The 19,601-nt window shown below is 43.3% G+C and carries 23 protein-coding genes; 12 read left to right on the top strand and 11 right to left on the bottom strand.

Features of this window, described 5'->3' with window-relative positions; genetic code table 11:
* The 3 genes from V6C93_RS37665 to V6C93_RS37655 all read left to right on the top strand — a co-directional run.
* Positions 1 to 183, top strand: a 183-nt coding sequence (locus tag V6C93_RS37665; RefSeq protein ID WP_333481820.1) for a hypothetical protein, incomplete at its 5' end; no start/stop codon positions are given.
* Positions 184 to 262: 79 nt separating this feature from the next.
* Positions 263 to 628, top strand: coding sequence for a hypothetical protein (locus V6C93_RS37660; protein WP_333481819.1), 366 nt, complete (start codon positions 263 to 265; stop codon positions 626 to 628).
* 238 nt (positions 629 to 866) lie between these two features.
* Positions 867 to 1,508 (top strand): hypothetical protein, encoded by a 642-nt coding sequence (locus V6C93_RS37655; protein ID WP_333481818.1) that lies wholly within the window; start codon positions 867 to 869, stop codon positions 1,506 to 1,508.
* A gap of 107 nt (positions 1,509 to 1,615) precedes the next feature.
* Here the strand turns inward: V6C93_RS37655 and V6C93_RS37650 are convergent, their stop codons facing one another.
* Positions 1,616 to 3,286: a protelomerase family protein gene (locus tag V6C93_RS37650; RefSeq protein WP_333481817.1), complete on the bottom strand. Its 1,671-nt coding sequence runs from the start codon at positions 3,284 to 3,286 to the stop codon at positions 1,616 to 1,618.
* Between the two features lie 295 nt (positions 3,287 to 3,581).
* Positions 3,582 to 3,860: a hypothetical protein gene (locus tag V6C93_RS37645; RefSeq protein ID WP_333481816.1), complete on the bottom strand. Its 279-nt coding sequence runs from the start codon at positions 3,858 to 3,860 to the stop codon at positions 3,582 to 3,584.
* 439 nt (positions 3,861 to 4,299) lie between these two features.
* Here V6C93_RS37645 and V6C93_RS37640 point away from each other — a divergent pair, with 439 nt between their 5' ends.
* Positions 4,300 to 4,959: a site-specific integrase gene (locus V6C93_RS37640; protein ID WP_333481815.1), complete on the top strand. Its 660-nt coding sequence runs from the start codon at positions 4,300 to 4,302 to the stop codon at positions 4,957 to 4,959.
* On the opposite strand, the gene V6C93_RS37635 is transcribed toward V6C93_RS37640, so the two are convergent.
* The 7 genes from V6C93_RS37635 to V6C93_RS37605 all read right to left on the bottom strand — a co-directional run bounded on the left by V6C93_RS37635 (position 4,956) and on the right by V6C93_RS37605 (position 10,871).
* On the bottom strand, positions 4,956 to 5,372 hold the full coding sequence (locus tag V6C93_RS37635; RefSeq protein WP_333481814.1) for a hypothetical protein: 417 nt from the start codon (positions 5,370 to 5,372) through the stop codon (positions 4,956 to 4,958). The genes V6C93_RS37640 and V6C93_RS37635 overlap by 4 nt on opposite strands.
* Before the next feature lie 482 nt (positions 5,373 to 5,854).
* Positions 5,855 to 8,191 carry a hypothetical protein gene (locus V6C93_RS37630; protein ID WP_333481813.1) on the bottom strand — a complete coding sequence of 779 codons (2,337 nt, stop codon included), beginning with the start codon at positions 8,189 to 8,191 and terminating at the stop codon, positions 5,855 to 5,857.
* Positions 8,192 to 8,247: 56 nt separating this feature from the next.
* Positions 8,248 to 9,012 carry a hypothetical protein gene (locus V6C93_RS37625; protein ID WP_333481812.1) on the bottom strand — a complete coding sequence of 255 codons (765 nt, stop codon included), beginning with the start codon at positions 9,010 to 9,012 and terminating at the stop codon, positions 8,248 to 8,250.
* A 52-nt stretch (positions 9,013 to 9,064) separates the two neighbouring features.
* Complete coding sequence (locus V6C93_RS37620; protein ID WP_333481811.1) at positions 9,065 to 9,214, bottom strand: hypothetical protein; 150 nt, start codon at positions 9,212 to 9,214, stop codon at positions 9,065 to 9,067.
* Positions 9,215 to 9,335: 121 nt separating this feature from the next.
* Positions 9,336 to 9,566, bottom strand: coding sequence for a hypothetical protein (locus tag V6C93_RS37615; RefSeq protein ID WP_333481810.1), 231 nt, complete (start codon positions 9,564 to 9,566; stop codon positions 9,336 to 9,338).
* A 197-nt stretch (positions 9,567 to 9,763) separates the two neighbouring features.
* A complete protein-coding gene (locus tag V6C93_RS37610) occupies positions 9,764 to 10,429 on the bottom strand; it encodes a hypothetical protein (protein WP_333481809.1) in 666 nt (221 codons plus the stop codon).
* A gap of 7 nt (positions 10,430 to 10,436) precedes the next feature.
* Positions 10,437 to 10,871, bottom strand: a complete 435-nt coding sequence (locus tag V6C93_RS37605; RefSeq protein WP_333481808.1) for a hypothetical protein — start codon at positions 10,869 to 10,871, stop codon at positions 10,437 to 10,439.
* Positions 10,872 to 11,239: 368 nt separating this feature from the next.
* Between V6C93_RS37605 and V6C93_RS37600 the strand changes: the two genes are divergently transcribed.
* The 8 genes from V6C93_RS37600 to V6C93_RS37565 all read left to right on the top strand — a co-directional run bounded on the left by V6C93_RS37600 (position 11,240) and on the right by V6C93_RS37565 (position 18,403).
* On the top strand, positions 11,240 to 11,518 hold the full coding sequence (locus V6C93_RS37600) for a hypothetical protein (protein ID WP_333481807.1): 279 nt from the start codon (positions 11,240 to 11,242) through the stop codon (positions 11,516 to 11,518).
* A gap of 5 nt (positions 11,519 to 11,523) precedes the next feature.
* A complete protein-coding gene (locus tag V6C93_RS37595) occupies positions 11,524 to 11,655 on the top strand; it encodes a hypothetical protein (RefSeq protein WP_333481806.1) in 132 nt (43 codons plus the stop codon).
* 49 nt (positions 11,656 to 11,704) lie between these two features.
* A complete protein-coding gene (locus V6C93_RS37590) occupies positions 11,705 to 11,944 on the top strand; it encodes a hypothetical protein (RefSeq protein ID WP_333481805.1) in 240 nt (79 codons plus the stop codon).
* A gap of 7 nt (positions 11,945 to 11,951) precedes the next feature.
* A complete protein-coding gene (locus V6C93_RS37585) occupies positions 11,952 to 12,749 on the top strand; it encodes a hypothetical protein (protein ID WP_333481804.1) in 798 nt (265 codons plus the stop codon).
* A gap of 329 nt (positions 12,750 to 13,078) precedes the next feature.
* On the top strand, positions 13,079 to 13,558 hold the full coding sequence (locus tag V6C93_RS37580; RefSeq protein WP_333481803.1) for a hypothetical protein: 480 nt from the start codon (positions 13,079 to 13,081) through the stop codon (positions 13,556 to 13,558).
* Positions 13,555 to 13,998, top strand: a complete 444-nt coding sequence (locus V6C93_RS37575) for a hypothetical protein (protein ID WP_333481802.1) — start codon at positions 13,555 to 13,557, stop codon at positions 13,996 to 13,998. The genes V6C93_RS37580 and V6C93_RS37575 overlap by 4 nt, the downstream gene beginning before the upstream one ends.
* Complete coding sequence (locus V6C93_RS37570; protein ID WP_333481801.1) at positions 13,995 to 17,759, top strand: plasmid replication protein, CyRepA1 family; 3,765 nt, start codon at positions 13,995 to 13,997, stop codon at positions 17,757 to 17,759. The genes V6C93_RS37575 and V6C93_RS37570 overlap by 4 nt, the downstream gene beginning before the upstream one ends.
* Positions 17,760 to 17,902: 143 nt before the next feature.
* Positions 17,903 to 18,403, top strand: a complete 501-nt coding sequence (locus V6C93_RS37565) for a hypothetical protein (RefSeq protein WP_333481800.1) — start codon at positions 17,903 to 17,905, stop codon at positions 18,401 to 18,403.
* Between the two features lie 226 nt (positions 18,404 to 18,629).
* On the opposite strand, the gene V6C93_RS37560 is transcribed toward V6C93_RS37565, so the two are convergent.
* Positions 18,630 to 18,998, bottom strand: coding sequence for a hypothetical protein (locus tag V6C93_RS37560; RefSeq protein WP_333481799.1), 369 nt, complete (start codon positions 18,996 to 18,998; stop codon positions 18,630 to 18,632).
* 420 nt (positions 18,999 to 19,418) lie between these two features.
* The coding region (locus V6C93_RS37555; RefSeq protein WP_333481798.1) for a hypothetical protein at positions 19,419 to 19,601 on the bottom strand (183 nt) is incomplete at its 5' end.

The raw sequence follows: 19,601 nt of genomic DNA, 5'->3' as shown, positions 1-19,601 counted from the left end.
TACCCAACTGGCACAACCCCCACCGACCAGATTGAGCATATATACTCACCTATCCCTCCCTGGCTTACCCCAAAATCTGACCTAGCACCCCACCCTACCCAATTCCAAGGCTTACAGCGCTTCCTAGCGGCGATAGAAGTTGCATCTGCCATCCCAACATCCCATCAGACCCTGATAGAATGAGCCACACGGTACGGTATGGGGTTACTTTGTAGATAGGTTGAAAAGGAAAAATAAGGCAGCTCCGCATAAGAGAAGTTAAATGAATGAAGAATTAGAGAAAAAAATAGGGAAGATTGTAATTTCTATTTTTCAAGCTTTCTTGAAGATAGTTTATTTTTATTTGCAATTACTGTTTATTGCTGTCACTTTACTTTTTATTTTCTTTGCGTTTACTCTGATTATAGGAGTGTTCTGCCTTGTAATAGAAGCCATTACAGGCATTGATACTACTTCATTTAGAGGCGATTATTTAACTTTACCAATGAGGGGATTAATTTGGATCCTTGACAAGGTTTTTTTAGTTGCATTTGAATTTCTCTTCACAAACTCAATAGGTTTTTTAATATTTATTGCTATTATTTCGGTGATTGCTATTTTTGAATATAAGAAAAGAATAAAGACTTAATAAAAATTTTTAAAATATCAAAAATGCTATATCTAACTAACCAGTTGACTGACCCATCCCGCGATCGCAAGCTAGCGACCCGACCATCTGCACTGCTACCGATTCTAGGATGGGTTCTCCCGTGCTTTACCTGATCGCGGCTTGTGGCTCATTCTCGTGGGTGCTGACTGCTTTTTGTTAGACTTTCATAAGCCTATTAAGGCTATAGGTTTAATTTGACTGTATCAAATCATTAAATATGACAATTTATACACCGGGTTCAATGCCTATTAGTTTTCCAATGAAATATGCCTTTACTTTACTAGATCGACTATATCCTACGTATAGACCACACAAGGTTTTAAAAATAGCTGATGGGATGGATTGTGCGCCTGAAGCTATAGCCTTTATTTTAGCAGCTTTATTATTCTTGTTTAAAATTAATTTTGCAATAATCTTTATCAGCGTACTTGTTTTTCCATCACTTATAAAAATATTACATATAAGGAGTAATTATAATAATTTTACAGTCTATTCAGGCGTGATTTTTAGTTATATTGGCAAGCTAGGATTACTTACATCTTTGCTCACTGTACTAGGATGGTTTTCAGTTGGATGGCAAGGGTTATTGGCTTTCTTTATAGCTAGGTTTATTGGTGGTCTTGTCAATACCTTTTTAGAGGCTAGGGAAAAAAGAAAAATTAGAGATGCTTCAGGTATTGTTATTAATGAATTTGATAGATGTTTTATAGATGCTTATCGTTTTTGCGCTAACAAGATAGGTTTAACACTTGACTACTCTATTTCAGAAGAAGAGTTGGAAAGCGATAGATGGCAAATAATTTACTTGGATTATTCAACACAAGACCCTCTACTTTTTCAAGCTAGGAATTTTTCATAGATATATATTTTTTTGTAATCGGGTGGGTATAAACAAACCTGACACGACAACAATCAACAGGAAACCCCTCCCAGGTACTTCTGAGGGGGTGAGGAAGGAGTTAGAGATTACCAGTTCACATACTCTTTTATGCTTCCCTTGCCGCGATTTTGCTGGAATCCGAACCCTTTCTCCAGGTTGTAGTCTGCCACCTGTAACCGACCCTCGTCAGAATCCAGATACTCTCTCACTGCCTTGGAGTGGCATCCGCTCAAGTCTTCCAAGGTACTCACATTGATAGACCACTGATACTTCTTCTCTGCCTGTTGCTCGTTGTAGACCTTGATGGCTCGGACTGACCTGCGAATCTTTTCTAGTGCGCTACCAGGTGCCTGACATCCTTTTAGCTCCTCATTACTCATTTCTTCAAACCGAGTAGTTGTAGGCTTGACTTCCTCCACTGGCATAACTTCCTCTACCGCTTTAACTTTCTCTACTGGTTCAACTCCCTCTAGTTCCCTTTTAGCTTCCCTGATCGCCTCAAGTGGCTTCTCAACTATCCGCTCAACTTCCTTGACTACCTCTTTGATCACCTCAACTGGCTTTTCAACTTCCTTCACTACTTCAACAACTTTGACAACTTCCTTAACTAACTTTCCTTGCTCAAATTGCTTACCAATTCGAGCCAAACGAATCAACTCTTCAATCCTTGAAAGTTGGTCAGGATAAAGCAAAAACTCTTGGTCGTTAATCACTTCCTTGGCTGCTGCCGTCATCCTCAGCTGCGGTCTTACTTCTACCAACATTGGCTTACCCATCTCCTCATTAATACGCTCAACCCATACCCCACGAGGTAATTGTTTACCGTTGATATCTACTATTTGGTAATCTTCATAGTTGCTAGCCGTAGCATCACTGGTATGGCCTAGCCTTTCCTTGATAAATAATGATTCTGAGTGATTGCTAGGACAGAACAGGTAGATAGCGATTGCAGCATAAGCGGCTCGAAGATTCTTGGATGACAGCTCTTTTTCTCCATGAGGTGGGTCAATTAATTCACTAAAATGTTGCTTAACATAGCGGTTTACTGTGTTATTTTTACCACTATCAATCTCAGCTAGATTCCAATGTTTCATCTCCTTAATCTCAGCCATACGACGTAGTTTGAGAATTCCATCTATGACTAGAGCCGATTCAACAAGAGTAAACGCGGCGTATTCTCCAGTTTCCCCTTTGGCTTTTAATTGACCCTCGAAACTGACTTCAAATTGTCCTATTTGCGAAAAAGATGCTGTGCTTAGAATTTCGCTGATTCGGCGACCTGTAGCAGCTATTAATCCTACAGTTAGCTCACGATAGTCAAGGGACTTAAGAAGGACTTCAACGATTTCTACGTATCTATCAACACAGCTAATCGGGGTAAGATTGCGGCGTTGCTCATCTTTCTTTTGCTTAGTAGGCTCCATTCTCTCGTCATGCATCTCACGGGGATAATTCATATAAAACAGAGAGTAATGTTGTCTGACGATACCTGTTTTAATTTGCTTTAGACTGCTATTTTCTTCAGTTAGTTCTATGTGCTGTTGCCATTCCTTAATAGCGTTGCGATATTGTGTCATGTAAGAGGCGCGGGTGTTTAGGGATTCAAAAGTCGCTTCAAAGTCTGCCTTCTCCTCCTGACAGCAACGCTCGATTTCCTCCTGGTTATTGCAATCGTCCAGTTTGGCTAGAAATTTAGCAGCGCGATCGCGCATGGCTTGACGAATTCCTTTCACAAACTTGCTGTAATTCTTAGACATCAACTTGAATCTTTTGCTCAACTTCCTATACTTTATTTGAAACTTCCTATACTTAGCAATAGGTTTGTGACACTTATTAATTGGCACAAGTAGAGAAAGTTAAAGAAAAACCCACGATTTCTCGTGGGAGTTGAGTTAAGATTCACGTACAATTATGGCGTAAAGTGACACATTCCCCTTATGGGAAACCCCCGATGCTTGGCGGCGATAACGAAGCGCTGCTGCAAGCAGCAGATCGCTTCTACCTAACCCGATCCCAGCGACCCAACCGGATAATCGAGTTGACTACTTACAATTAATCGTCATCATATACACCACTGTTTTCATAAGCATAATCGTCTAACTGTGCATCTATCATTTCTCCAACACTGTCATATCCACACTTTTTTGCTAACCATTCCATCGCACCTTCTTGGTCAAATTTGTTTTTAAATCTACGCATCTTATGCCAAAAACAATCTATTTCAACAGTTTGCAATATCTCTCCTATATCGATTGAAAGTGTATTTAGCATTGTTTCTACCCATTCCTGTAGAGTCATGCCAACCATCGGGTACTTCTCCGCAAGTGCCACTTTAAACCTCCAATATATAAAAATCCGTGCAAAGTCCCTTTCAATCTATTCTATAAAAGGCTGAGAGGGTGCTTAAACTAGACAACTTTAGCACTGACTTAAGATAATTTGTCAACTTTTTAAAGAACCCAATTTCCTAAGCCTAAAGCGCGTCTTTTTGGTAATTTAGTCAATCATCCCTTTTGGTAGGTCTCTTTAATTTCATGTTACAAATTTTCTAAAGCTGCAAAAATTCAATGCTTCTGCGTAAAGTAGATCCCTGAGAGAATTCAACTTTTTGCATGACTTGAAATATTCAACTTCAAGACGCGATCGCATCCCAACCCGCCTCCTAACCCGATCACTGGCACCCGACTTCACCCAAACTCTGCCCTGTGACTCCGAACCACTATATGAGCGCGGTAGTGTAATCTGAGAATCGTCGCTTAAATGCCTTGGGATGAAGATCGACCGTCACGGTCAAGCCAAGATTCTCACTCAGGTAGAGATTCAGTTGCTCTTTAGTCAAGGGTTGCAGACCGACCGCGATCGCGCATTGTTTGGCATCTGCCTCTACTGCTGCTGTCGGATTAACGAGGCTTGCACCCTAAGCGTTAACGATGTCTACAGCAAGGGTAGAGTCAGGCCAGAACTACTCATCCGTAAAGGAAACACCAAGGGGAAGTTAGCAACGCGCTCGATTCCAGTGATTGAAGACTTAAGGGGATTACTGAAGGCTTACCGACATCCAGAAGCCGGGTATCTGTTTCCCGGTCGCTGGGGGAAAGGTCACATCAATTCAGATTCGGCGGCAAGGATATTGAGGGAAGCGTTTGAACGAGTGGGGATTGAGGGAGGTAGCACCCATAGTTTTAGAAGGACTGGCTTGACCCAACTTAGCAACGCGGGAATTCCTTTGAGAGTGATTCAGGAGATATCGGGTCACAACAACTTAGAGCAGTTGCAGAAGTATCTTGAGGTCAAGCCAGAGCAGGTTAGGGGAGCTGTCGCGGCGCTGTCGATGATCAGCCATGTTGGGGAGTCAAATAGTGAGGGATACGTCGGCAAATATGGCTATGACGACGTATCTTCTACTGACCTACCAGAGAGACTTACCTAAGTTCCACGCGTCATCACCAACACCAGGTACAACGATCCACATAACATGTACGTCGAAATGAACAACCCTAAAAGAACTATCCATTTTTTCTGTTTTTTTTCAATGAAAAATCCCCAAATAATCCAAGGAATGAGAGAAATTATAATTTCAATGTATGAGGTTAAATCACTATTAAATGATAAATGAAAAAAGTGTTCAAGTCCCGCCAAAATAAGCGATCCTGGTGCGGAGAACCCAATGGTTAATCCATAAATTACTAAAAATAATCCCATTCCGAATGCCATTACGATATTAGGAGTATCAACTAAACGAATGGCTAGAATAACTGTTATAAGCGCCAATAAACCTAAGATTATCGCATAAATATTTATTGAATAATTAAATAGTAAATCTAGACGCTTCTTTGGTCGCATAATTAGTCTCTGGTAACTAGACAAAGCATCTATTATGGCTTGTCTTCAACTGCTTAGATCTCCAACTTCTTGAAGAAGTTGGAGATGTTGGCGTTTACGAATTATTGAGAATTGCTAAACTTCATAGCTGGTCTAATTGTTCCGAGAAAAGAGAGTCACCAAAGGAATGAAACTCTACTTTTACGTAAGGGAGACTGCTGTATGGTGACGGATATAAATACACCTCTTTTACCAACCACCAGTACGAGAAGAATCTAATCTTATCCCCCACCCTAGGAATAATAGGATACTCAGCCACTGAGCCGTCTATATTTCGGTTTACTTTTTTGGGTTTATTAGGCGTAACAACTTCAGACAACATCACCTTGTACTTGCTCTGCATTTACCTACTCCTTAAACAACTTCCAAATGGCCTTAGTTGGGAAGAAACAAATCACTCTGTCATCAATTTACAAGATTTGTGAGCAATACATCCTGAATATTCATCGATACTCAACATCTGATTTAGCCAGTCTTTTCTTGCAAGATGGACAGTAAAGGCGTCCGTCTTTTTGGGTTCGTAATTCAGCCGTAGGATGTTTCTTACAAGTAGCTTTGCCAGTCTTGTCATCTGTGCCGACTGTGCCACCCACCCCCACGTAGTCTGACGTGACGGCAAACGCTGCCATCCTTTGATTTACAAGGGTTTCAGGCTTGGCACTGGGGTCTGAGATACTGTTAGTAATGGCAGAATTACCAGAGGTTTTGGCAGAATTTTGACCTTTCACTAATTCGTTAAAACTGTTAGGAACTGCGAAAGTTTTACCTAGCAGAAACTCATCACAGTCTACCTTGATTGAGTCAGGACGTGGTAGTTCTATCCATAGCGGCGTTTTACCTGGGATTACTACCAAACCAAACAGGTATTTTTCACCATCGTCTAACCCGTCATTTTCCCTTTCATAATGTTCTGAAAGGGTCATGTATTCTTTGGTTAGCTTGTCCTTTCTCACTTTCAGTTGTGGGTTAGCTTCAATGGCATCTAGAGCGGATGCTCCCATGTAAATGCAATTCATTTGCTGCATATCACTCCACTCAAACCCTGCTCTGCCTACCTTGGGATTCTGACCAATGAGAATCAGCTTCATTCCTAAGTGACGGATTCTCGAAATTAAATCAATGAAAGATTCTTTCTTCTCTTTCTTCTCTAGATGGGTATCAATCTCATCCAGAATGTCGAGTGTAACCACACTCCAATTGTTGTTGGCTTCACGGGAAATCATCTGAGATTCGATGTCTTTGAGAGCTTTCTTGAGTTCGTTGCCAGAGCGCGATACTTTGGGGATTCCCCAGTAATCTTCTGAACTTCCGTGCTGTGGGTCGTGGAGACGGCAATACCACGGATTAGAGGTGAGTATTTGGCTCAACAGATACCGAGCCATTACGCCTTTACCCTCTCCCGTAGCACCCATGATTCTGATAGTTGGCTTATGGCTCAAGCCTTCAATGAGTCTTTTAACCACATCTGCCAGTGGCAAGATAAGCCGCTTAGTTTGTTCGCTGGTATTTACCGCTGGCTTGTTACCCCACCTCACCAACAAGGTCATCAAACCCGTTTCAGGGTCTAACTTGAATTCGAGCGTGTTGAGAACATGGGTTAACGGCTGTAAGCGCTCTGAGTGTTCGTTCAGTTCACTGGCTAGGACTAACCGACCCGTGCGATCTGTGATGAATTCAAGGGTTGCCTCATGTCCTCTGTAGTCTGTGCCGGCCCTATCCAAAATGATGCCTAGACGCTCGAAGTAACCGATGATGATATTCGCTATCACCATGTCGCTTCTTGTCGCATTCAGGTATCTGAGAGGCTTTGAGAGCTGATGAATCTTGGCTTCTAGTTCCTGCATACGAGCCAAGACGGTCTGGACAAACTTATCATCTTCCTGGGTCTGACCTTCCAAGGCCAGTGCAAACTGATGGGTTGTGTCAAAGCGGTTAGAGAAATCAGCCCGGAACTCATTCAACGCGGCTTCATAGTTGCGGATGATATGTTCTAGCTTGTCTCTAGGGACTAGGTTCGCTGTCTGCCACTCCTCAAGAATGGACTCTACCTCTTGGAGTTCGTGCTGAGTAGCTTGATTGGTCAGTTTGGCGATCGCCTGGATGATTTTGGTTTTGACGTTGGCTAGGTCATCATTCAGGCAGTAGTAGAGACTGAGCAAATCTCCTAAACTATCCCACTTAGACGGAGTTTGAGCCAGTTTCAAGGCATAATCAGCCAGTTTTCTTTGACCTTCATTCAGTAGCGCGTTTAGCCGTTCTGATAGCTTCGGATACTGGTCTTTTTTGGTATCCACCAACGAACTGAGCTTAGTCTCCCATTCATCCAAGGATTCCTCTACAACCGTTCGAGCCAAGCTTATGAGGCGCTCTAGTTCGTTCGTTACTTGCTCGATAATGTTGTCCTTAGACTCGTTCTGACGGGTTAAAGATTCAATCTTTTCAGCCAATTTCGGGAATCGTGCCGTTTCATTTTGAAACGTTTGAACGGTTCCTTTCAGCTCTTGAACTGTTCCTGTAAGCAGGTAGATCTGACTTTCTTTATCAGTTAACTGACCGTCGTAATGTTTGCTCAGTTGACGAGTGTATTGCTCTGCAACTCTCAAATGCTTTTTTCGGCTAACTACCGACGCTGTAAATGCTCCTAGACCGCTTCCAATGCCGATGTATCCTACCGCTTTAACTGGGGTGAAGAGAAGTATTCCACTTAGGATTACACTTCCTAAGCTAGCCACTCCTAGGAAGTCTGTAGCGCTGTTGAATTTACTTTCAAGGTCTGACATGCTTAATCTCCTTTAGGAACCCCTAGGACTCGCCTAGGGGATGAACACGCAACGGGTTAATTCAATTCCTCTAGCTCTTGCCTGAAGTTCTGCGAAAGCTGCATCATCTTGGGTTCCAGCGCTTCTTTAGCCTTCGTAGCTTCAATCTTTAAAGAGCTGATTTGCGAGAGTTTAAGACTCTTTCTGGCTTCCCATTCTTGAGATATCAAGGGAGTCACACTCTGCATCCCCGCAAGCGTCAATTGTCCCTGTGTCAGACGCTCAGAGGCTTGGTCAAACTTGTTAAGCGCAATTTCTTTGTTGACTCCAGCTACCTGATAGTTAACAAATTTCGTCTCATTGTTGACGCCTGTAGTTGCGTAATCAATCGCCAATCCTTCGAGTTTCAGGTATTCATTACCCGCTCTAATAACATCCTGATTCAGTTGAATGTTGGCAGTCGCAACCCTAACAGTTTGACGTTTTTCCTCAATCGACTGAACCATCTCATCCGCTTGTTCTTTGGTTGTCCTAGTCAGCGGTGAGGAGTCGGTGAATAGGTCAGGAGCAAAGTAGGAATTGGGGTCAAACTTGGGGAAGGTCAAAGTGTTATTGACCTGGGATAAGCCAGTAAATGATTGAGCCGTGTTAGTCGAAATAGCAGGTCTAGCACCTGTACTCGTGGAAGTTCCTGGGTTGGGAGTGTCAGCAACGGCTATCGAGCTATTAGAAGGCGTATCAGCGATTTCTAAGGGTGTAGCTGGACTGGCATTCTTCGGAGGTCTACCGCGTTTTTTGCCGCCTACAGGACGGCTTCTGTTAATGATTTTACGGGGTGCCATATTCTTAGATGGATGAAGGGATAAGGCGGGAATTGCACCCGCCTAGTTGGTCTTACTTCTTAGAAATGATTTGAAGGCTTTGGGTAGTCGAGCCATCCGGGTCAGTCCGGGTCGTGGTTACGTTCACCCAGTGGTCATTGCTCGTTCGAGTTTGGGTGTATTCTGGCAGCGGCTGGAAATCTTCCTCGACAGTGGTGCTCATGCGCCCGCCGCCACGATTGTCAGATGAGGAGTGTAAAATCATGGGATTCCTTTAGTTCATTGGTGGACTTGGGACTGAGTGGCGATCGCAAACTTTTCTACGGGGATGCGATCGCTCCTCTCTACTGGTCTGGCTGGGGATGCTCATCAATCTTGTCAATCGCTTCATTGCAGTGAAAGTAGGCATCTGCAACATCTGAGTAAATCTCACTGAACAATGGAGCCAAGTTGTTGTGGTGAATCAGATTGATCGCCTCTGCTAGTTGTAGCTGTGCAGCGGCTAGCTTCTCTCGTACCATTGCAAGCTTTAATTCGCGATCTGCTCTTAAGTTGGCTGTCAGGTTGGGGTTCATTGGGTGGTACTCCTAAAGAAACGAAGTGGGTCTGAACTTACCGAAAGCCAGTAGGTTGATGGCTGATTCAAAAAAGCTGTTGACACTATCGAGCGCTCGTAACATCCTGGTTTTTTCCTCCTGAGTGGTGGTTGGTTCTGCGAGAATCTTGGCTATCTCTTGAGCAAGTGCCTTTTGACGTGGCGATAACGTGTTCGCTACACGCCGAAGGCTGCTCTCATTTCTAGAAGTTGATTCTCGAATAAGCCGAAAAAATCCTCTGTCTCCTGTTGCCGTTGTTCGGTAGCTTGTGCTAGTGCTGCCTTAAGCGTGGTTTCATCACTGGAAGCAGTCTGATTATGGTCATTGATAAGCTTGAGCAGGATATCTAGCTTGGTTTGGCGGAGTTTAGCTAAGGCGTGTTGAAGTTCTTGCGCCGTATTGAAAGTATCCTTGCAAACATAGTTAAGAATTGCAGTTTTGGTTTCTACGTTCTCTCGTCCAAACTGTTGCTCAACTGCCTCTTGAATCTGTTGCTGAGTAACGCTCAAATTGCCGCTAGAGACTTGAGTAATACCTGAATGACTGGAAGTAGCCAGAGTGGAATTAGAAGGCTGTGCTGTGGGTTGTGCAGGGGTCATTGGCTCGGTTTCCTGTTGTTGAATAGGGTTTGATTCTTCAGTAGTCGCTAGTTGATTCTCTGACTCGTGGGAGGGTTCCTGATACTGCTTTTCCAGTTGCTCTATAACAGAGAGAATTTCCTCATCTGTTGGTGCTTCTGGAGTAACTACAACTTGAGTGTAGACCTCCCTCACCTGAGACTTAGAAACGCTGATTCCCTTACGACTAGCGCGGGTTTGAAGGCGTTTGATGTATTTATCCATGATGTTTCTATACTCCTAATTTGGGTTGATTGATGAGTTTGTAGATGAATGCTGAAGCCAAGACTGGAGTGAGCTTTTCAGGATAATAAAAACGACTTCTCCTGAATCCACCCACTGGCTTAAACCAACGTGAAAGCGTTGCTGGATGAGGCTTAATATCCTCCTTTGCAAAAAGCTCTAGAATCTTTTCTCCAGTCACTTTTGACGAGTTTAGTGCTAGGAATTTCTCAGCTTTTTGATAGCAATCTAGAACGTCTTTAAGATGTGCAGGAGTACGAGGAATCTGTTTTCTAACCTTGGCGTAAAACAGTACATTGTCATCGTTTACAGTCATGCCATTTTCTGTAAGAGTTCGGCACAACGAACGCCAGTGATTATCAGAAACTCTCTTGCCTAGGAAATACTCATAAGCCGTCCTAGGGTCGGTCAGTTGCTTAGTCATTTTGTGGGTATCGCATAAAAATTTTGTGAAAGATTTTTGAGTGAGAACGAAGCATCAAGGCTTTCAGAGCGCTGCATCCGTGCAAAACGCTGTTTTTGTGAGTGCGTGAGCCTGCATCTATGAACCGTCTATGTCTTGGTTCCCTGCACCTTACGCACACTACAGAGCATCAAGAGTTGCAGCGCTTTTTAGGCTGTGCAATCTTGTGTCTGCACTGCTATACTAGCACTGTGAATCATATTTGACAACGGATTGATTCAAATAAGATTCAAATTTGATTATGATAGGAAATTGACAGGCATCGAAGCCAACCCCTACTTATGAGGCGAAAATGAATGGAGAATGAATCAAATTTGAGTAAATTTTCTATGGCAGATAACAAAAGACTGCAAGTACCTGCTTTAGGCGAGTACTACGACGATCTTCTTTATATAGATAGTTGGATAAACAACAGGACTAAGGTTACTCAAGCACAATCGCTACTGTGCGCCAAACTACAAGAACGCGAATCAAGGATAAAAGAGCGAGTTGGCTACCTAGCTAGGAAGAGAGGAATTAGTGAGCAGGATATGTGGGGAATGATACTCACGGGAAAAGCAGAGCGGATATCAGCAGAAGAAAAGGACGGACAACCCAACGACGATTAAAACCAGTGCGATCGCACGCAACATCTACCAGTGCGATCGCCTCTCCCCTCTACGTCGGCTTACGTCATCAAGTGCTACAAAATCACAAGACTAGAACAGCCAGAAAACCTTACATACCACCTACCCACAGAGTTTGATTTCTCTGTTACAATAATCAAAAGATAAGGCTATAGGGGGATTTCAGAAATGACCAGAGGTGGTAGACGAGAGGGAGCCGGCAGACCCAAGGGAACTACTAAAAGTGACGGGATGCCTAGCAGGGTGAAGCGGATACCTAGTGATATCAGTGATGAGATGATCGATAATCTCCTACCTCTAAGAGACTTACTATCGCACTGGGAAGATGAGTGCTTAGCCAATCCGGATAATCCCAGGCACTATTTTCTAAGGCAAGCGATCGAGGAAATTCGAGCATTGGGGTTTTAGAAAAAAGATGAATGAGGAGCAACAGCAACAAATTGAATTGACCCCTAATTGGGAACAGATGAAACCAGAAGAGAAGATTCCAATATTCTTGGCTTCACTTCCTCATCAAAGATTAAAGAAACTGGCTAAAACTGAGGATTTACTTGAGTTTTGGCGACAACTTAGAGAACACAATGAGGTAGTGGGAGCCTGCTTAAGAGCTAGGTTTTCGGGGGGGGATGACCCTATTGCAGATTGGAAGAAAGACAAACTTGGCGAGCTTTGCCACAATTTCATCTGGAGCAATGTTGATGCATTTCAGGCGCTCTGGAATCTTATCCAGATGAGTACTGGTGCAGTAAAAAAGGAATTTGAAAAAACGGGGTCAGATTTCCCTTTAAATGGAGCCTACGATTTATTCCTGCAAATTGTGGGGACTGGAAGAGATAACGAATTTGAATCAGCTTTACATTATCAGAAAATATCCACTCAAGAAACAGCAGAATTATGGAAATTAATTCGTAAGGCTGCTTGGGGAACTCTAAATACAAAGGAGATTGAAAAAGTCAAACAGTTAACGAAATTTGAACTTAAGAACTTTTGGCTTGAATTCACCTTTGGCGTCTGCAAGGTCAAAAGCAAGTCCGACACCCAGATCGCCAACAAGCTTGCCGATTATCGGAGAGAGGTGGGTAGATTGGCAGATGCACATCATGCTCTCATTTCAAATTCCCAGAAAGGAAGAGTCCCCCTGAAGCTCCCATCCTATGAGTGGCACAACGGACAGAAAAAGTATGCCAAGCGATACGGCGGCACCTATTCTTAACCTTTCTTTACAACAGTACTCCAGTTTTTTTGGAGAGTATTTTTTTGAGCTGGGAGGATTTATCCTGGGGATATGGTTGAGTGGAGATACCTCAAATGGATACCGGATAAGGGTTCTATTTAAAAGTCAAGTTTTTTTGAAGGTACACTTTGACTTTTTGTCAAGCAAAAAAATGAGGCCAAAAAATCGGCAAAAAACTACAACAGCCTTGCCGTCTGCCTCATCAGTAAGAATATTTAATTAGTAAACCCTCTTACAAACATCAAGAGCTAAGTTTGGACGCTACCTCTTGAAGTCTGGAGTAGAGGAGAACAGCCAGAGGATAAAACATGACTGCTACGTTTCGTCCGGGGACGGACGCTACCTCCACTTTAGCACCGTCCGATCAAAAAAAGAACGATTTTACGCGATCGGAAGCACTGCGCGATCATACTCAGTCCGACTTAGCCAAACGGCGATCATACTCAGTCCGAGTTAGGAACGGTGACCGATCAGAATTATTCTTAATAAGCGATCCTCCTCCCTATCTCCAGATTCAGAGCGTACCAATAGACCAGAGGGTAGACCCAGAGCGCAACTCATACATTCTGCTGATTCAACCGATCGGTATTCGAGCAGCAGCCGGTCAGTACTCGACGGCTGAAACGGATGAGGTAACTCAAGCTACCAGAGGATGGGATTGGAGGCTGGACGAGAACCAGCGACCGAAGTGTCTGGGAAGGCTGGTGGAACTATTGGAGCGCATTTGCAAGAAGTCGGCAAAAGCCAGTTTTACTAAAAATTTTCAAAATGAGGGGGGTGAAGTATGAACCCCACTCAAGCTGTTCAGCGGCTGGAAAAACATTTTTCTCTTGTCCGGGATTACTGGCATCAGCAAAAAGAGCGAGGGTTGGGAGCCATCTATTTACCGCTCAATGGCACACTCAGCTACCTCACTCAAACGGAAATTCCGGATGATACCTTTGGAAGCCTATACGCGAAATTAGCGCTCGGTAACCCCAAAACTACCAACCCAAATTGGACTCTGGTTGTAATAGAAATCGAGAAATTTCCGCACCCAAAATTCTCCTGGCAGCTACTAGCAATCGATGAAAGGGGAAAAATCAGGACTTTTAACCTCCTTCTGGGGTTCCGACTACTGGATACCCAAACTACAGTCTTTTTAGGTCGAGACAGGACGATCGTCGAACACCAAACCCCAGAAGGAATCGAAAGCGTCTCTTTTTCCGAAAGGGGAGGTGAATCATGAGTCTCACTCCCAGCAGCAAAAACAATCCGTGTCCAATCTGCGAGAATTTCGCTGGAAAGTGCCGACAGGGTAGAGAAGACCAGGACTACTGGCAGTGCATGACCTATGCCGATGCCAGGAAAGGCGAGATTGTCAACGGCTTTAAGTGCTTAGGCCACACCCGCGATAGACTCTGGGGTCAGTTCAAATTGGACAACTCCCAGGAATGGAGTGAGCAGCAACGCCAGGACTGGCAACACGAGAATCAGCGGCGGCGGCAACAGAAAGCCAAGGAAGATGAAGCACGGCGGCAGCGGTCACTGTCAGCAAGAGAGCGACACGAACAATACGCCCGGATGTTGGCTGAGCTAACTTTACATCCAGATGATAGAGCTGACTTGGTGAGGCGTGGCTTTACTCATGAGCAAATTGAACTATCCGGGTTCAAGTCGATTCAACGTTATCAGCAACTTCAATCTCAATATAGTGAGCTACTGCCAGGAATCAGCAGAGGTAACAGGTTAATCATTGCTGACGATGGTTATCTATGTCCAATCCGAAACAATGAGGGTTTGATTGTCGCTTGTCAGATCAGATTAAGATCGTTGCCCAACAGCGAGACTAATCGGTATCGGTGGTTAAGCGGCGGCGGACAAACACTTCACCTTTATCCAGAAGGTTGCAAGCCAGAAGGTGAGTTACCTCTGGCTGTATTCCGACCGCAAGATAAGCCAGAAGGAATTGCACTGGCAGAAGGTACAGGCGCTAAGCCGTTCTTAGTTTCCCAGTGGCTCAACCTATTAACCATTGGTGCTGCGGGGGGTCAATGGCCTTCAAGTCCGGAGTTATTCAAGCAAGCATTAGAGAAAGCAGAGATAGAGGTAGGCACTAAAGAAATCAAGATTTTCCCTGATGCTGGCGACATCATTAATCCTTCTGTGATGAGTCGCTGGCAACGGGTAGTCTTGTTGCTAGAGCAATTTGGTTGGTCAGTCCAAGTTGGTTGGTGGGGTCAAGTTGACAAAAGTCATCCGGATATTGACGAATTGGACGACTATAGCCGAGTCGAGTACATCAGTGCTGAGCTATTTTTTGATCTATCCGGTCAAAAGCAGCCAAAATCCCATAACGGTTTTGATCCAAATCAGCAAAAAGATGATTGGAAAGAAAAAATCCGCAAACGATGGAGGAAAAATCGCAAGTTTACTGCTTTTATTAAAGAAAATGTCAAGTGGTGCAATTGGAAGAAACCACCGAGCAACTCGATATTTCTTGGTAGAGCTGGACTAGGTAGAGGCAAATCGTGGCTTTTGAAGATTTGGGTTGACCTTTGGAGAAAAGAGGGAGTTGAAGGATTTATTTGTTTTGGGTACAGAAACACTCTTCTTTTGCAACTTTGTGGAGACGCCGAAGATAAGGAAGGAGAAAAAGCAAAAGGACTGGGTTTCTATCATTTCCATGAACATAATGGCGAATTGATGAAATCAGCACCAGGTGAAGGTATCGCTCTGTGTGTGGATTCATTGTGGAGATTATCGCCAGAAGACTTTGATGGAAAAATCATCATTCTTGATGAATTAAAGTCAGTCCTTAAGCATCTCCTCAAAAGCAGCACCATTCGCAATCGAGAAAAGATTCTCAATTTGTTCCATGAAGCGATTAAGCGTTGCAGGCAAGTGGTTTGCTTAGATGGATTGATGGCTGATTGGTGCGTAGATTATCTCAAAGCAATTGCTCCTGAGAAAGCAATCATCACAGCAGAGAATACTTTCTTAGGTAAAAAGCCAGAGCTTAAATTCCTTTTGGGAACTTCTGAGGAAGTTATTGGAGAAGTAAATGATAAGGAAAAGAAAATAAAAGTCAATGACCGTTCACCTTGGTTAGATATTGCGCTAGAAGCAAAAAGACCTGTTATTTGTGCAGATAGCCAAGTTCTGATTGAGGCACTCGATAATTTGTTCACTGAAAGAGGATATAAGGTTCTCAGGATTGATTCAAAAACCGTATCGGAAGCCTATGCGAAAGAGTTTCTGAAGAATTGTGACAAGTATCTTAAAAAACACAAGATAGATGTACTACTCTACACTCCCAGTGCTGAATCTGGCATTGATATCTCAATCCATAATTATTTTACTCATCACTTTGGATTCTTCTTTGGAGTGATAGACATTGATGGGATTTTGCAAATGCTAGGCAGAATCCGAGATGATTCTGTTACCAAATATGTGTGGTGTCGCAGTTTCGTTGCTAAAGATGAAAAGCAGCACTTTAGATCACCTTACGCCGAAAAAATAGCAACAGCTACTGATGATTTTTTTAAATCTACTATTGGAAATTCAGTCACTGGTGAAGAACTTATCGCTCACTTGAGCGCAGTTATAAAAAGTAGCTTTGAAACGCCAGACAATCGATTCAGTAGAACAATTGATTCAATTGACAATCAAGAAAAACCGAATCTCAGAGAATTCTTGAGAGAAGCATTAGTTGATTCTGGATACAAAGTTACGGATTGCATTCACAAACGAGAAATAACAGGAAAGAAAGTCAAGAACGAATGCAAAAAAGTTAAACATCAAAACTCAGCAGACATTTTTAATGCTGAGAAGATCGCTATTGAATTAGTGCCAGATTTGAGCTTTGATGCTCGTTGGGAAGAAAGAGTCAAGGTAATTCAAGCGAAACTACGGGAGAGATTACCAGGCATTGAAGAAAGTCAAGTTTGGTCGGAGGATTTCATTTATCGAATTCGGTATGAAAATAGAGAGCTTATTAGTCAGTGTGAGATGTTTTGGCTATTCCATAATCCAGAAGTAGCTAAAAGGGAAACTCAAGAGAGTTTACACTGGCTAGCGAGGCGCTTTGGTCGTTTCATTGGTGATTTTAGAAGCCGATTTAGCAGGATTCATGCTTTACGTGAGCTAAATTTCGATTTCTTCTTAAATCCACAATCAAAATGGAGTGATGATAGTCCAGAAGTTCTCAGTTTTGTCAAAAAAGCGAAAAAGCACAGTATTGTACTCGGTAAGTATCAAGGCAAGCAATCTAATACTCGCTTCATAGGCAGAATTTTGGATGAGATGTTCGGATTGAAGCAAACCGAGTGTGGCAAGGATGCAGATAAACGCATCTACTGCTTAAATCCAGAACAATTGCACGATCCAGTGAGAGTTCAGATTCTTGCCTGCGTGGAAAAACGTCTCATTGAAAAGCCAGCTAAGGAATTAGATTGGGAAGCTGCGAGAAATGAAGCACATGGAATTGTGCCAGATGTCGATAACAAGACGCAAACTCAGCAGGAGCAAAGTCAAGAGCAAAGTACTGTTACTGAGCCGATTGTTGAGCAAGTTGTTGAGATTGTTACCGAACCAGCAGAACCAAGTGTCGCTGGGCAGACAATTTTTGAGCAGGTTACTGAACCAAGTGTTGCTGGGCAGACTTCCGAGCAAGTTACCGAATCAAGTGTTTTAGGGCAGACTTTCGAGCAAGTTGTTGAACAAGTTGTTACTGAGCAGACCTCCGAACCGACTGGATTAGCTCCGGTTGACTCACTGATCGCGCTCTTTGATCACTGTGGTAATGCTGAAGATTTCACCGAAATCAGTAAATTTGCTCCCCAGTGTGAGTCAGTGATCGAAAAAGAAGAATTAATTGAAACTGCGATTCTCTATAGTCCATCGTTGAACCTCAGAGATAAGTGGCAGAAATGGTGGGATGCTGCTTTGTGGGAAGTCCGTGATTTTTGGAAAGTTCTTGAGCAGCAATCGTGTGTGGCACCTGGATAAATTTTTAAAACTCTTCCTCTCTCGACAGTAGCTTAGTCTTTTCCAGGTACTAAAACGACAAATCAGCTACTAGAAGAAATCTAGAGCATCCTCACCCTGTTACAGGCGATACTATAGAGCTATCACCTGTAACATTCTGTATCATGCCTGCAACAGAATCCCTCACTCAGCAGCAACTCATAGCGGCTCAAACCCTTGCTCTAGGTCAGTCTCAGGGTGTAGCGGCTGAACGCGCTGGAGTAACAAGGATGACTGTTAGCCGATGGCTGCGGAAGCCGATATTTAAGCGGAAAGTAGATGAATTTAAGCGAGAGATCGAAGAGATTGAGGGGGAATCTTTTAGGGAAGCTGCTCAAGAAGTTGGTGAAACTATTCGCGAGAATGTCAAGAAAATCCTCACACCGGATGAGCTAAAAGCAATGCTTTCAGATATGGCTCAAGACGAAGATTTGAGTCCTACGCTTCGACTGAAAGCAGCAACCCAATTAGGGAAGTGGCATGGTATGGAAGCCAAGGCAGCAGCACCTACTACTCAGGCTGGAGATGAATTCCCAATTCATGATTTAGGGGAAGCACAAGATATCGAAGGTTTGAGCGACAAAGAGCTACAGGAGTTGTATCTTAAGACCCTAGCGGAGTGCTAAACCTAGCACAAAAAAACTTTTATTGTTACAAAAAATATCCCCTTGCAGCATCAACTGCGAGAGGTATTACTTTTCAATTAGTTTTCCCAGCGAGTGGGAAAGCATCATGCAGCCGTCAGTCCAATACTTGGATGGAGAAGCGCTGAAATCCCAGCAAGCGAAAGTGTAAAACTTGACTTCACTAAGCGAAAAAGAACCTCTTCCGGTATGAGCTGGGAGAGGTTTTTTAAACAAAGGTTTCTTTGATTTCAGCTATTGTGGCTTTTAGATCATCAGAATATATCCAGCCAACATAGCCACCAAAAATCATTTTTCCACTGCTGTCGGCTAGAAATACGTGGTTAACCCCTACTGAATTTTTATATGTTTTAAGGATTGTCCCGTCTTTCAGCTTGAACTTGGGTGTAGCACTTTTAAAATGCGATCCGCGACACTGTGTTATTCCTGGTGTCTTCAGTATTTTATCTACGACCTGAGTGCCTACATCAGAAATGTCACTAGCCACTTGAGGCATGTCATTTAAATCTTTTATAAAGTCTACTGCCAACTCTACTGCTGGCTGAAAAGTAGTGATTCCAAAAACATCCTTGAACATAGTTAAATCTCTAAAATAAGTAAGGTTTACTAGGAAATGTCCTCAGTCTGAGTGCAAGATTGACATTCGATTGTCAGAACTGAGTAGTTGTCTCTGTCCTTCAGTGTCGGGTTTATCCCTTATTCCGGCGACGTAAGAAACACGGAAATTGTCTTGATAAAAGTCAAGTGAGAGTCCGTGATTTAACGGATGTGATAATTCCAAAAATGCGATCGCGACTAAGAACCTAGTTTGTAGCTAAACCTTATTGTTATCACACACTAAAAATCGTATCTCTCTCCTGGCGGACTAGATTACCCTGTGCCGAAAACACGTACATTTTTCACCTTTTCCCGATACCCTTCGAGAATCGTCTGTAAGCTACCTTATTTTCCCTTTTCAATTTGTCCTACCAACTAACCCCATCCCGTACCGTGTGGCTCATGTTAGCGGGGTCTGATGGGATGTTGGGATTGCAGATGTAACTTCTATCGCCGCTAGGAAGCGCTGTAAGCCTTGGAATTGGGTAGGGTGGGGTGCTAGGTCAGATTTTGGGGTAAGCCAGGGAGGGATAGGTGAGTATATATGCTCAATCTGGTCGGTGGGGGTTGTGCCAGTTGGGTA

The sequence above is a fragment of the Allocoleopsis sp. genome (assembly GCF_036703385.1).
Lineage (GTDB): Bacteria > Cyanobacteriota > Cyanobacteriia > Cyanobacteriales > Coleofasciculaceae > Allocoleopsis.
This window is presented reverse-complemented; position numbering and strand designations above follow the sequence as displayed.

Coding starts and splice junctions, on each gene's coding strand:
- V6C93_RS37660 (WP_333481819.1), top strand. CDS start 263: ATGAATGAAGAATTAGAGAAAAAAATAGGGAAGATTGTAATTTCTATT.
- V6C93_RS37655 (WP_333481818.1), top strand. CDS start 867: ATGACAATTTATACACCGGGTTCAATGCCTATTAGTTTTCCAATGAAA.
- V6C93_RS37650 (WP_333481817.1), bottom strand. CDS start 3,286: ATGTCTAAGAATTACAGCAAGTTTGTGAAAGGAATTCGTCAAGCCATG.
- V6C93_RS37640 (WP_333481815.1), top strand. CDS start 4,300: ATGAAGATCGACCGTCACGGTCAAGCCAAGATTCTCACTCAGGTAGAG.
- V6C93_RS37635 (WP_333481814.1), bottom strand. CDS start 5,372: ATGCGACCAAAGAAGCGTCTAGATTTACTATTTAATTATTCAATAAAT.
- V6C93_RS37630 (WP_333481813.1), bottom strand. CDS start 8,191: ATGTCAGACCTTGAAAGTAAATTCAACAGCGCTACAGACTTCCTAGGA.
- V6C93_RS37625 (WP_333481812.1), bottom strand. CDS start 9,012: ATGGCACCCCGTAAAATCATTAACAGAAGCCGTCCTGTAGGCGGCAAA.
- V6C93_RS37620 (WP_333481811.1), bottom strand. CDS start 9,214: ATGAGCACCACTGTCGAGGAAGATTTCCAGCCGCTGCCAGAATACACC.
- V6C93_RS37615 (WP_333481810.1), bottom strand. CDS start 9,566: ATGAACCCCAACCTGACAGCCAACTTAAGAGCAGATCGCGAATTAAAG.
- V6C93_RS37610 (WP_333481809.1), bottom strand. CDS start 10,429: ATGGATAAATACATCAAACGCCTTCAAACCCGCGCTAGTCGTAAGGGA.
- V6C93_RS37605 (WP_333481808.1), bottom strand. CDS start 10,871: ATGACTAAGCAACTGACCGACCCTAGGACGGCTTATGAGTATTTCCTA.
- V6C93_RS37600 (WP_333481807.1), top strand. CDS start 11,240: ATGGCAGATAACAAAAGACTGCAAGTACCTGCTTTAGGCGAGTACTAC.
- V6C93_RS37590 (WP_333481805.1), top strand. CDS start 11,705: ATGACCAGAGGTGGTAGACGAGAGGGAGCCGGCAGACCCAAGGGAACT.
- V6C93_RS37585 (WP_333481804.1), top strand. CDS start 11,952: ATGAATGAGGAGCAACAGCAACAAATTGAATTGACCCCTAATTGGGAA.
- V6C93_RS37580 (WP_333481803.1), top strand. CDS start 13,079: ATGACTGCTACGTTTCGTCCGGGGACGGACGCTACCTCCACTTTAGCA.
- V6C93_RS37575 (WP_333481802.1), top strand. CDS start 13,555: ATGAACCCCACTCAAGCTGTTCAGCGGCTGGAAAAACATTTTTCTCTT.
- V6C93_RS37570 (WP_333481801.1), top strand. CDS start 13,995: ATGAGTCTCACTCCCAGCAGCAAAAACAATCCGTGTCCAATCTGCGAG.
- V6C93_RS37565 (WP_333481800.1), top strand. CDS start 17,903: ATGCCTGCAACAGAATCCCTCACTCAGCAGCAACTCATAGCGGCTCAA.
- V6C93_RS37560 (WP_333481799.1), bottom strand. CDS start 18,998: ATGTTCAAGGATGTTTTTGGAATCACTACTTTTCAGCCAGCAGTAGAG.